The sequence below is a fragment of the Ruegeria sp. ABV3_008 genome (assembly GCF_056161185.1).
The window spans coordinates 212,749-222,576 of sequence record NZ_JBSWYP010000009.1 but is presented as its reverse complement, the minus strand read 5'-3'; the positions used below and the strand labels follow the sequence as shown (position 1 = coordinate 222,576).

Here is a 9,828-nt window from a genome sequence, read left to right as displayed (position 1 = left end):
TGGCGAAGACGGCAACGCCGACGTCGAGGCCAAGGTCAAAGCAGAAGTCGCTGACCTCTGCGCCCGCTTCCCTATCTATCCGAACCTGTAAAACCAAGGACCCTAAACCATGAGCTTTCACCCAATCGAACAGGCTCCGGCCCGTCTGAACCGCAGCGAACTGGCTGTTCCGGGCAGCCAGCCCGGCATGTTTGAAAAAGCGGCCAAGTCGGATGTGGATGTGATCTTCCTGGATCTGGAAGACGCCGTCGCGCCCGACGAAAAAGAACAGGCTAGAGCGAACATCATCGAGGCCCTGAATGACATCGACTGGGGCAACAAGACCATGTCGGTGCGGATCAACGGGCTGGATACGCACTATATGTATCGCGACGTGGTGGATGTGGTCGAACAGGCCGGTAAGCGTCTAGACCTGATCATGATCCCCAAGGTCGGCACTGCCGCCGATGTCTATGCTGTCGACATGTTGGTCACCCAGATCGAGGACGCCAAGGGCTACAAAAAGCGGATCGGGTTCGAGCATATCATCGAAACGGCGCTCGGCATGCAGAATGTCAGCGAGATTGCTGCCGCATCGAAACGCAACGAAAGCCTGCATTTCGGGGTTGCCGACTATGCGGCCTCGACCCGTGCGCGGACAACCATCATTGGCGGTGTGAACCCGGACTACTCGGTCCTGACGGACGCCGATCCTGAGGGCGGCCGCATGACCCATTGGGGTGATATGTGGCACTACGCGCTGGCGCGTATGGTTGTTGCGGCGCGCGCAAACGGCCTGCGCCCGATCGACGGCCCGTTCGGTGATTTTCAGGACCCCGCTGGCTATCGCGCGGCGGCCAAGCGCGCAGCGGTTCTGGGTTGTGAGGGCAAGTGGGCCATTCACCCCAGCCAGATCGCGCTGGCCAATGAGGTCATGTCGCCTTCGGATGCCGAGGTGGACAAGGCCAAGCGGATTCTCGTCGCGATGGCCGATGCAGAGGCGGCAGGCAAGGGCGCTGTCTCGCTGGACGGTCGCCTGATTGACTATGCCTCGATCCGGCAGGCGGAGGTGCTGGTTGAAAAGGCAGGTCAGATCGCTGCCGCGTGATCTGCCAAGCGTTAGACGGAGCGGGCTGTCCCATCGAACGGCCCGTTTCGGTTTTGCGGGCGAAAGGCGCTGATCGGGCGGCCGAATTCACGGGTGAACGACCGCCCCAAGGCCGACGCACAGGAAAACCCGCATCTTAGGGCAATCTGTTCGACACTCAGTCTCGTTTCCTGCGCCAGATAGCGCGCATGTTGCAGACGATAGAGCTTGTAGTATTTGCCAGTCGTCATCCCCAGCTCATCTGCAAATGCGCGGCTGAGGCTGCGCTCGGAGAGCGAGACGCGTTCGGCAAGTTCAAAGGTTGTCAGCGGAGTCTCAACGTTTTCGGCAATGACATTCAGCGCGTCCAGCAGTTTCGGCGACCCACGATCTTGCAATTGTTGAGAACCGCGCTTCAGCTCGGATTGGCGGGCAGGGTCGTAGATGAACATGTTCGATGCATCAAATGCGGCGGCGGGGCCGAACAGGTTCTGGATCAGGTCGAGGGTCAGTTCCAGCGCCGTGCTGGCCCCTCCGCAGGTCAGAAACGGTCCGGAATGGACAAACCGGGCGCTGGACACGTTCACTTTGGGAAAGCTTTCGCGAAAGGCATCAAACTCTTGCCAGTGGATCGTGGCTTGGTGCCCGTCCAGAACCCCGGCTTCGGCCAGAATCCAGGCTGCCGTATCCAAGGCCAGAACGCGACAGGCGGTCCGAACAGCCAGTCGGATCGCTGCAAGCAATTCCTTGGTAATCTGCTGCCGGACGCGGTAACCGGCCACGATGACCAGCGTTCCGGTCGATTTCGTCGGGTCGAAGGCCCGATTGGGAGAAACTTGTATTTCGCTCGAGCTTTCCACGGGTTCACCGTTCAGGCTGGTGATCTCCCAACCCGGGCTGGCGTAGAGCGCGCGCATCTTGACGTCCCGCAATGGCTCCAGCGCGCTGGCCAGAACCATGTTGGAAAACCCGTCCAGTAGCAGGAACTCGAAATGCTCATGAGGGGATGACGACAAAAGTATTCCTCCTGACGAGAAATGTATCGTTGGTTGCGGGGTTTTGAAAGTAGCGTTGCCGCATTCCGTCGCCTTCCAAGGCGCGATTCCTGCTGATCGAAGGACAAAGATATGCCCCTTGCCATGAACCGCGAAGTTTTCATCACCTGTGCCATCACTGGATCGGGTGGGACGCAGGACAAGTCTCCGCATGTGCCGCGCTCGCCCGAGCAGATTGCCAATTCGGCGATTGATGCGGCCAAGGCGGGGGCTGCCGTTGTGCATTGCCACGTACGCGACCCCGAAACCGGCGTGCCCTCGCGCGATCTGGGCCTGTACCGCGAGGTGACAGACCGCATTCGCGATGCTGAGGTCGATGTGGTGCTGAACCTGACGGCCGGTATGGGCGGTGATATTGTGTTCGGCCCGACCGAAAACCCGTTTCCGGTCAATGAAGCGGCCACTGACATGATCGGCGCGACGGAGCGGATGGCGCATATTGCCGAATGTCTGCCGGAAATCTGCACGCTCGATTGCGGTACAATGAACTTTGCCGAGGCAGACTATGTGATGACCAACACCCCCGGCATGTTGCGGGCGATGGGTCAGATGATGACCGATCTTGGCGTAAAGCCCGAGATCGAAGCCTTCGACACCGGCCACCTATGGTTCGCCAAGCAATTGGTGAAAGAGGGTATTCTGGAGCCCAACGCTCTGGTCCAACTGTGTATGGGTGTCCCGTGGGGTGCCCCCAACGACATCAACACGTTCATGGCGATGGTCAATGCGGTGCCGTCTGATTGGACATGGTCGGCCTTCTCGCTGGGTCGCGATCAGATGCCCTATGTTGCACAATCGGTGCTGGCGGGTGGCAATGTCCGCGTAGGGCTTGAGGACAACCTTTTTCTGGAAAAAGGCGTTCTGGCCACCAACGCACAACTGGTCGAACGTGCCGTTACAGTGATCGAGAACATGGGCGCCAAGATCATCGGCCCGGACGCCGTGCGTGAGAAACTGGGCCTGACCAAGCGCGCTCCCGTCGCGAAATGAGCAGGCGCGTTCTTGTAACCGCAGGCGCGGCTGGCATCGGCCGCGTCATTGCGGAGCAATTCATTCAAGACGGATCACGGGTCGCGGTCTGCGATGCAGACCCTGCCGCGGTTCAGAGCTTTGCCGAAGCGCATCCCGGCAGTATCGCCGTGGTGGCCGATGTCACCTCGGAACCCGCCATGGACGCCTTCCTGAGTTCCGTTGAGGCGGAATGGGGCGGCATTGATGTGGTCTGCGCCAATGCCGGTACCGGCGGCCCCGCCGGGCCGATCGAAGACCTTGCCTATGACGCGTGGCAGCAATGCCTCGCCACCAACGTGCACGGCGCCTATCTGACCTGCCGCTGGGCGGCGCGGGTCATGAAGGCGCAAAAAAGTGGCCTGATAGTCATGACCTCGTCCACCGCTGGGATCATGGGCTATCCGATGCGGTCGCCCTATGCGGCGGCTAAATGGGCCTTGATCGGCTTGACCAAAACCCTCGCGATGGAGCTTGGCCCCTTTGGCATCCGCGTCAACGCGATCTGTCCCGGAGCTGTTGAAGGCGACCGGATGGAGCGCGTTTTGGCGAACGAAGCCGCCGCCCATGGTCAGAGTATTGAGACCATGCGCGCCGCCTATGTGACAGGCGTGTCCATGAAAACATGGGTCACGGCGCAGGACGTGGCGAACAGCATACATTTCCTTGCCTCGGAGGCGGGGACCAAAATCTCGGGGCAGGTTCTGTCCATTGATGGCCATACGGAGACACTCGCGCCATGACACAAAAAGCAACCATCGTCGGAGGCGGCGTGATCGGCGGGGGCTGGGTCGCCCGCTTTCTGCTGAACGGCTGGAACGTATCGGTCTTTGACCCGGACCCGGAAGCCGAGCGTAAAATCGGCGAAGTAATGGACAATGCCCGCCGTGCCTTGCCCGCCCTTTATGACAAGGCGCTGCCGGCCGAGGGTGCTCTGACCTTTCATGACGATATGGGTGAGGCTTTGGCCGGTGCCGCGTGGGTTCAGGAAAGCGTGCCCGAGCGTTTGGACCTCAAGCACAAGATCCACGCGCAGATCGACGAACTGTCGCCTGCGGATGCGGTGATCGGGTCTTCGACCTCAGGTTTCAAGCCCTCTGAGCTGAACGAACACGGCGGCCGCGTCGTCGTCGCGCACCCGTTCAACCCCGTCTACCTGCTGCCGCTGGTCGAGCTAGTGGGGGACGCCGACACATGTGCCAAGGCGTCGGATATCCTGCGGTCCATTGGGATGTATCCGCTGACTGTGCGCAAAGAGATTGATGCGCATATCGCCGACCGTTTCCTCGAGGCTGTCTGGCGTGAGGCGCTTTGGCTGGTCAAGGATGGCGTCGCCACGACCGAAGAAATCGACGAAGCGATCCGCATGGGGTTCGGCATCCGCTGGGCGCAGATGGGCCTGTTCGAAACCTACCGCGTCGCGGGTGGCGAGGCGGGGATGAAACACTTCATGGCGCAATTCGGCCCGGCCCTGCAATGGCCCTGGACCAAGTTGATGGATGTGCCGGAATTTACCGATGAACTGGTCGACCTGATCGCGGGTCAGTCGGACGCGCAATCCGGCCATATGTCGATCCGCGAACTGGAGCGTCTGCGCGATGACAACCTGATCGGGATGATGCGAGCGCTGAAGAAAACCGGCAGTGGTGCGGGCGGCGTTCTGAACGCGCACGAAGCGATGTTGCCTGACCCCGAAGGTGATGATCTGCCGATCACGGTGGATCGTGTCATCCCGCAAAGTTGGACAGACTATAATGGCCACATGAATGAGGCCCACTATATCGAGGTCTCGGCCCAGGCGACGGACAATTTCATGCTGATGATCGACGCGGATGCAGACTATATCGCCGCGGGCAACAGCTACTTCACGGTTGAGAACTTCGTGCAGTACCATGCGGAATTGCATGCAGGGGATCGGCTGACCGTCACAACGCAGGTTCTGCGCGGTGAAGGCAAGAAAATGCACCTGTTCCACCGTCTGCACGGCCCGGATGGAGAGGTCGCGGCCACCGTCGAAACCCTGTTGCTGCATATGGATCTGAACGCGCGCAAAACCTCTCTGCCGACCGAGGGAGTGGCCGCGAAACTGACCGCTTTCGCCGAAGATCACGCCAAGCTGCCAGCCCCTCAGGGGGCGGGCCGCCATGTGGGGCAACGGGGCTGATAGCAACGCGTGCCGCCTCTGGGTTCATGAATCCGGCGGCGGCATCTACTGGCGGGTCGATCTGCAAAGATCCTGATCCGCCTTTTTTCCGCGAGCCCGGCGGCGTTGTGTTATAATTTCCTCCAATTGTTGTTGTGTTTTGGAGGTAAATTATGATTTTTCGTTTAGTGGCAGCACTTTGTTTGACCTTCGCTTTGTCGACCGCGAATCCCCAGATTGCCCGGGCAGACGCGGGTGATTTCATCGGTGGCGCGGTCGTCGGAGGCGTGGTTGGCTACGCAATCGGCAAAGATCAGCAAAAGAAGAAAGCGCAGCGCTCGACCACCCGGACATATCGGTCGGGCATCCCATCCACCTCGCAAGGGGCGCAGACGCAAACGGCGCTCAACTATTTTGGCTACAACGCAGGGCGGGTTGATGGTCAGGTGGGTGCCGGCACGCGAGCTGCAATCCAACGGTATCAGGCGTCAATGGGATACCCGGTCAACGGGTATGATTTCCAACCCTATCAGCGCGATTTCCTGATGCAAGCGTATTACTGGGGTACAAGTGGCGGCCAGGCCAGCACTCAGCTTTCCGGTCAGCCTTTGTTGATGGCCTATCGTCGGCAAGTCCAAACGGGCACAGCTGTGGCCGCTGCTCCGCAACCCGCGCCACAACCTGTGGCACCTGTGACTGCAACGGCGGCACCTGCCGAACCGGCGCCCGAACCGGAAGCGACCGAAACTGCCTCCGCAGCCCTGCCAAGCTTGTTTGCGGGCGGTACCGGTGGCCCGTCTCTGGCCAACCGTTGTAGTGCGGTGATGCTGCAAACTTCGACCAATGGCGGCTACACGACGCTGGCGAATATGTCGGACCCAGATTTCGCCCTGAGCGAGCAGTTTTGTCTGGCGCGCAGCTACGCCATGGCGAGGGGTGAGGATCTGATGCAGGACATTCAGGGCCTGACACCGGATCAAGTAGCGGCGCAATGCGAGTCCTATGGTGAGATGCTAGCGCCACAGGTTGTCTCGCTGTCGTTGACGTCGAAAGCCGACGCCGAAACGCAAATGCGCAAGCTGGCTCTGGATTCCGGCCTCAGCCCCGAAGACCTTGCCGCGACCAGCAAGGTCTGTCTGGCGATGGGCTACCGTCAGGATAATATGGACAGCGCCGTGGGCTCGGCCCTGATGCTGGTTGCCATGGGTGAACCCGCCTACGGAGAGCTGATCGGCCACCACCTGCGCGAAGGTTTCGGCGTGCAGGAGCGTCGCGATCTGGCGATGCAATGGTATGACGCAAGCCTGTCCGCGCTGGATGCCGGATCTCAGGCCGTGTTCCTGCCATCACAATCGGATCGCCCGGAATTGCTGCGTGCGGCGATGACAAAGACTCAGTAGGTCTGGATGACCTGTTCCGCGGGCGCAAGGATCGCCCGCGGTTTTTTCCAGCGCTGCGATAGCAGGAACTATGATCGAGTGCCGCACAGTCCGGCGCAATCCAGCGATGTATGTTTAATTCTCGGCGTCACGCGCTTCTGAATGCATCAAGATACAATGCCCGTGCGCAAACACCTCAAAGGCGTGCTGTTTGGCATTGGCGGCCAGCGACATACCCGCTTGTTCCGCCAGCCAATGCGGTGGGCGAGGATACGTCGATCAGGATCGGGCAAATCCCGGCGCCAAGGGTGTGTCAGCGATCCGCAATCGACCCCTTGCCTCGTAATGCTGGCTACGGTTGGTCCACGTTCAAAATCCGCGGGGCATGTACGTGAGTTCGGACGAGCAAAGCCGCGGCAACGCCTGCGATTGCGCCGAACAGATGCGCCTCCCACGAGATGCCGGGCTGACCGGGCAGAACGCCCCAAAGGATTGATCCGTAAAGCACCCCAACCACCATGGCCACGGCAAGGGTCACGGGCGACCGATCAACCAATCCCCGCGCGACCAGAAAGCCGAACCACCCGAACACCAGCCCGGATGCGCCGATATGGATGGCTGTGTTTCCGAACAGCCAGACCAGCGCTCCGCCCAAGGCAATGATGACGGCGTTCACGACCAACAATGCCCGTGTTGCTGTCGCCGCCAGCAAGGCCCCCATCAGGATCAGCGGAGGCGTGTTTGAAATGAGATGGGGAAAGCTGGCATGCAGAAGCGGCATGCCAAAGATACCGTCCAACCCGGCGATCTGCCTTGGGATCAGCCCGAACGCGAGGTTCAGGCGGTACCCAACCGTCCAATTGAGAACCTGTATCGCCCAAAGCACCGCTATGAAGAGCGCCAGGACCTTGAACCGCGAAAAAACAACGCTTTTACCGTTTTTATCAATCATCTGAGATAGATAATCCCAGCAGGGAGAACGATCAATATGCCTTGCAGGATGGTCGGATCAGAGCGCGGTCGCTGACGCACTCAGGTAGAAAAGACCTCGAAATGGATCTGGTTTTCCTCAACCTCTAACGCTTCAAGACCGGCCTTCAGGTCGGTCATGAAATCCAACGGACCGCAGAGCAAGTACTGAGCGTTGGGACCGGCGTTCAATGCGATCAACTCTTGCGCCGTGATCCGGCCTTTAATGTCAAAATCCTGGCCCGCCACGTCCTGCGCCTCGGGCGCACTGTAGTAGATCCGTTTCCGTGCGGACGAGCTGGCGGCGATCAAGCGGTCAGTTTCGCCGCGCAACGCGTGAAATCGTCCGTTGCGCGCGGCGTGTATGAACCAGACCGGACGATCAGGGTGCTGTGCCACAGTCTGATGCAGCATTGCGACCATCGGGGTCACGCCAACGCCGGCGCTGACAAGGACAAGGGGGCTGTCACCGGAGGGGATCAGGAAATCTCCGGATGGCGGTTTGGCCTCGATAATGTCACCTACTTGCACCTTGTCGTGCAGATAGCGAGACGCCGTGCCATTAGGCTCGCGTTTCACAGTGATCCTGTAGTGGTCCTCGGCCGGGTTGCCGGACAGGGTGTATGTCCGCCTAAGCTTGGTGTCATGGGTCGGAACGCTGAGCACAATCGGCAGGTGCTGCCCTGCCTCAATCGTGGCAAGTGGACCTCCGTTTGTGGGTCGCAAGTGAAATGAGGTAATCCCCTCGGCCTCGGTAGTCTTGTCCGTAACGACCAGCTGCCTCGATGGGGTCGGCTCAGCCGACCATCGCAACGACAGCGCGTTTGGTCGGTCAATCACGGCGTCGACCTGAACGTCGATCATGCGCAGAATGTTGGGGTCACGCGCCTCGGCCGGCGCCCAGTCGATCTCGGCCCGCCCGGACAGATGCAGCAGCCCTCCAGTCGCGAAATCGACGAATAGCAGCCCGATGCGGGGGTTCTCCAACAGGTTGCCAATCGTATTGAAGAAATTGTTTCCGGAATAGTCGGGAATACGCAGACGGTTTGGAGCGACCACGCGGACAAAACCGGGTGTCCCTCCGCGATGAGAGGCATCAAACCCGTTCGACGCCGCGTGTTGCGGACCATGTCGGCCGGACCCGATGAACAAGGTATCCGAGGCGCTGATACGGACGATCTGTTCGGGGTCGAGGTGGTCCGATACAACCGCCTCTGCAGGTTTATTGGTGGCCACCCGCCGCCAGTCGCGTTCATTGATGTACTGAGGGCAGTTGCCGAAGCTCTGGCGGATGTCGATTGCAAAACCAGTGTCGGTTGGACGGGTCCGACCGCTGAACCGATTGCGTCGCCGCGTCGCCAGCTCGATGCCGACAACGCCGATATCAGCCCCTTTTCGCAGGCTTTCTGCCATCGGATCACACGGGTCAATCAGGGTATCAACTATCAGCGTTTTTGGATCAGGCGAATGAACGAACCCGTCCTCGCCTTCAATGATTGTCGCCCATATGCGGCCTTCTGCATCGCTGGACGCAGCCACCAGAAACGGCTGCGCTTTATAGAAGGCACGATGCTGGTCGGGTAAGTGGTCGCGAATGTACGGCGCGGCCCTGCGGGCTATATCGCCCGCACCCGCCCGCACCTGCGCCGCCAGTTCGCCCGCGTGAAACGGAGTATCCGTGCCAGACATCGTCTTACCTCCTTGCAGTGTGTTTAAAGGCCCAGATCGCTCAGCCCCGGATGGTCGTCCGGGCGGCGGCCCAGAGGCCAGTGGAACTTGCGCTCATCCTCTGTGATCGGCAATTCGTTGATGCTGGCAAACCGGTTGGCCATGTAGCCACTCTCGTCGAATTCCCAATTTTCGTTGCCGTAGGCCCGGAACCAGTGCCCGCTGTCATCACGGTATTCATAGGCGTATCGCACCGCGATGCGGTTGCCGTCATGGGCCCAGAGCTCCTTGATCAGGCGATAGTCCAGTTCCTTGTTCCATTTGCGGGTCAGAAACGCCTCGATCTCGGCGCGGCCAACGGGGAATTCTGCCCGGTTGCGCCATTTGCTGTCCGGCGTGTAGGCCAGCGCGACCTTGGCCGGGTTGCGGCCATTCCAGCCGTCTTCGGCCAGACGGACCTTTTCAATCGCGGTTTCGCGGGTGAAGGGCGGCAGAGGTTGGCGAGGTTCTTCTTGTGTCATTGCAAGTCTCCGATGCGGT

The 9,828-nt window shown here is 60.2% G+C and carries 9 protein-coding genes; 5 read left to right on the top strand and 4 right to left on the bottom strand.

Annotated elements, in window-relative coordinates:
* Positions 1-109: 109 nt before the first annotated feature.
* Positions 110-1,087, top strand: coding sequence for an HpcH/HpaI aldolase/citrate lyase family protein (locus tag ACXAH8_RS16410; protein WP_475219881.1), 978 nt, complete (start codon positions 110-112; stop codon positions 1,085-1,087).
* Between the two features lie 11 nt (positions 1,088-1,098).
* On the opposite strand, the gene ACXAH8_RS16405 is transcribed toward ACXAH8_RS16410, so the two are convergent.
* Positions 1,099-2,082 carry a GlxA family transcriptional regulator gene (locus tag ACXAH8_RS16405; RefSeq protein WP_475219880.1) on the bottom strand — a complete coding sequence of 328 codons (984 nt, stop codon included), beginning with the start codon at positions 2,080-2,082 and terminating at the stop codon, positions 1,099-1,101.
* 111 nt (positions 2,083-2,193) lie between these two features.
* On the opposite strand from ACXAH8_RS16405, the gene bcoG reads away from it, so the two are divergent.
* The 4 genes from bcoG (at position 2,194) to ACXAH8_RS16385 (ending at position 6,672) form a co-directional block, all read left to right on the top strand.
* The gene (gene bcoG / locus ACXAH8_RS16400; RefSeq protein WP_170554807.1) at positions 2,194-3,111 is read left to right on the top strand and encodes a 3-dehydrocarnitine:acetyl-CoA trimethylamine transferase BcoG; all 918 of its coding nucleotides are present in this window, start codon (positions 2,194-2,196) and stop codon (positions 3,109-3,111) included.
* The gene (locus ACXAH8_RS16395; protein ID WP_475219879.1) at positions 3,108-3,872 is read left to right on the top strand and encodes an SDR family oxidoreductase; all 765 of its coding nucleotides are present in this window, start codon (positions 3,108-3,110) and stop codon (positions 3,870-3,872) included. Before bcoG ends, ACXAH8_RS16395 begins: the two co-directional genes overlap by 4 nt.
* Complete coding sequence (locus ACXAH8_RS16390; RefSeq protein WP_475219878.1) at positions 3,869-5,293, top strand: carnitine 3-dehydrogenase; 1,425 nt, start codon at positions 3,869-3,871, stop codon at positions 5,291-5,293. Before ACXAH8_RS16395 ends, ACXAH8_RS16390 begins: the two co-directional genes overlap by 4 nt.
* A 152-nt stretch (positions 5,294-5,445) precedes the next feature.
* Positions 5,446-6,672 (top strand): peptidoglycan-binding domain-containing protein, encoded by a 1,227-nt coding sequence (locus tag ACXAH8_RS16385; protein ID WP_475219877.1) that lies wholly within the window; start codon positions 5,446-5,448, stop codon positions 6,670-6,672.
* 331 nt (positions 6,673-7,003) lie between these two features.
* Here ACXAH8_RS16385 and ACXAH8_RS16380 read toward each other — a convergent pair whose 3' ends face one another.
* From ACXAH8_RS16380 to ACXAH8_RS16370, 3 genes are all read right to left on the bottom strand, one after another.
* Positions 7,004-7,603: a rhomboid family intramembrane serine protease gene (locus ACXAH8_RS16380; protein WP_475219876.1), complete on the bottom strand. Its 600-nt coding sequence runs from the start codon at positions 7,601-7,603 to the stop codon at positions 7,004-7,006.
* A gap of 80 nt (positions 7,604-7,683) precedes the next feature.
* A complete protein-coding gene (locus ACXAH8_RS16375; RefSeq protein ID WP_475219875.1) occupies positions 7,684-9,309 on the bottom strand; it encodes an FAD-binding oxidoreductase in 1,626 nt (541 codons plus the stop codon).
* A gap of 23 nt (positions 9,310-9,332) precedes the next feature.
* Positions 9,333-9,809 carry a nuclear transport factor 2 family protein gene (locus ACXAH8_RS16370; RefSeq protein ID WP_475219874.1) on the bottom strand — a complete coding sequence of 159 codons (477 nt, stop codon included), beginning with the start codon at positions 9,807-9,809 and terminating at the stop codon, positions 9,333-9,335.
* Positions 9,810-9,828 lie beyond the last annotated feature (19 nt).

Excerpts from the sequence above, each read along its gene's own strand:
- ACXAH8_RS16410 (WP_475219881.1), top strand. The coding sequence starts at position 110 with ATGAGCTTTCACCCAATCGAACAGGCTCCGGCCCGTCTGAACCGCAGC.
- bcoG (WP_170554807.1), top strand. The coding sequence starts at position 2,194 with ATGCCCCTTGCCATGAACCGCGAAGTTTTCATCACCTGTGCCATCACT.
- ACXAH8_RS16395 (WP_475219879.1), top strand. The coding sequence starts at position 3,108 with ATGAGCAGGCGCGTTCTTGTAACCGCAGGCGCGGCTGGCATCGGCCGC.
- ACXAH8_RS16390 (WP_475219878.1), top strand. The coding sequence starts at position 3,869 with ATGACACAAAAAGCAACCATCGTCGGAGGCGGCGTGATCGGCGGGGGC.
- ACXAH8_RS16385 (WP_475219877.1), top strand. The coding sequence starts at position 5,446 with ATGATTTTTCGTTTAGTGGCAGCACTTTGTTTGACCTTCGCTTTGTCG.
- ACXAH8_RS16380 (WP_475219876.1), bottom strand. The coding sequence starts at position 7,603 with ATGATTGATAAAAACGGTAAAAGCGTTGTTTTTTCGCGGTTCAAGGTC.
- ACXAH8_RS16375 (WP_475219875.1), bottom strand. The coding sequence starts at position 9,309 with ATGTCTGGCACGGATACTCCGTTTCACGCGGGCGAACTGGCGGCGCAG.
- ACXAH8_RS16370 (WP_475219874.1), bottom strand. The coding sequence starts at position 9,809 with ATGACACAAGAAGAACCTCGCCAACCTCTGCCGCCCTTCACCCGCGAA.